Source organism: Pseudomonas sp. RIT-562 (assembly GCF_026241895.1).
Lineage (GTDB): Bacteria > Pseudomonadota > Gammaproteobacteria > Pseudomonadales > Pseudomonadaceae > Aquipseudomonas > Aquipseudomonas mandelii_F.
Genome location: NZ_JAPJIV010000049.1, coordinates 1 through 1,189 on the forward strand (window position 1 = coordinate 1; position 1,189 = coordinate 1,189).

General features: G+C 54.7%; 2 protein-coding genes. Both read left to right on the top strand.

Annotated elements, in window-relative coordinates:
• Window positions 1-58: 58 nt before the first annotated feature.
• Complete coding sequence (locus ORL50_RS28675; RefSeq protein WP_266020069.1) at window positions 59-355, top strand: transposase; 297 nt, start codon at window positions 59-61, stop codon at window positions 353-355.
• Window positions 352-1,185, top strand: a complete 834-nt coding sequence (locus ORL50_RS28680; protein ID WP_266020071.1) for an IS3 family transposase — start codon at window positions 352-354, stop codon at window positions 1,183-1,185. The genes ORL50_RS28675 and ORL50_RS28680 overlap by 4 nt, the downstream gene beginning before the upstream one ends.
• The last annotated feature ends 4 nt before the right edge of the window (window positions 1,186-1,189 follow it).

Consider the following 1,189-nt stretch of genomic DNA (forward strand, 5'->3'; position numbering starts at 1 on the left):
CTGTTGTGGCTCAATATTTATGGACCATGATGTAGGAGTATCAACCTAAGGAAGCACCATGGGATTTCGGGTCGTTACAGCCACAGAAAAGGCCGAAGCTATTCGTCTTGTCGTCGAATTGAATTACTCAGTGCCCAAGGCCTGCGAACAGACTGGCGTGGGGCCGACGGCATTGCGTCGTTGGGTTTTACGATGGCGCAAGGAGCAGGTAGGAGCGTCGCAAACTACCCGCCCACAGGATCAGGATCTGATCGATTCATTGCACGCCAGGTTGGCGTTGCTGGAAGCTGAGAACGATGTCCTAAAAAAGCAGTTGCCCTCTCATCTAAAGGTGCTGTTTGGCCGAAGAAAATGATTGAGGGCGCTACAGCAAAGCTGTCGGTACGACGCCTGTGTAGCGTGCTAGGCATACCTCGCAGCAGTTTCTACGCCCTGCGCCAACCCAAGCCCCAGCGCAGAGTCGCGCCTGAGCTCGAAAAGGACATCCGTCAGTTACACAAAGAGCACCGTGGTGCATTAGGCAGTCGTGGTTTGGCCAAGGCCCTGAAAACACAGGGCGTTGTAGTGGGTCGCCATCGTATGCGTAGTTTGATGAAGAGTCTGGGGCTGGTCAGGCGTCGAGCGCAGTATGCGCATTATCGGCGAGCCACTAAACCGTCCAACATTGCGCCGAACGTGCTGCAGCGACGTTTCAATCCAGCGAGCCCCAACACATTTTGGGCGGGAGACATTACCTACATCCGGGTCGGAGGCAGTTGGTTGTACTTGGCAATTGTCATGGATCTTTTCTCGCGAAGGATCGTGGGCTGGGCGTTCTCAAGAACAGCCGACACCGAGCTCTCGCTGCGGGCATTACAACTTGCAGTGGGGCTGCGCAGGCCGTCCTCGGAACTGGTGTTCCACTCGGATCAGGGATGCCAATACACCGCTGATCGTTTCGTAAGCTACCTGGCTGAAAAGCAGATCGTGCAGAGCATGAGCCGACGCGGGAACTGCTGGGACAACGCTGTCGTGGAGCGCTATTTCAAATCACAGAAACACGATTGGTCGCCTGAAAACGGTTATTCGAATCACTTCGAGGCTGAGCGAGATGTAATGGACTTTATTGCCCATTACAACCACCGACGCTGTCACTCTGCCTCGAACAACCTGCCGCCAGCCCTTTTTGAAAAGCTGGCGGCCTAATACT

Excerpts from the sequence above, each read along its gene's own strand:
- ORL50_RS28675 (WP_266020069.1), top strand. The coding sequence starts at position 59 with ATGGGATTTCGGGTCGTTACAGCCACAGAAAAGGCCGAAGCTATTCGT.
- ORL50_RS28680 (WP_266020071.1), top strand. The coding sequence starts at position 352 with ATGATTGAGGGCGCTACAGCAAAGCTGTCGGTACGACGCCTGTGTAGC.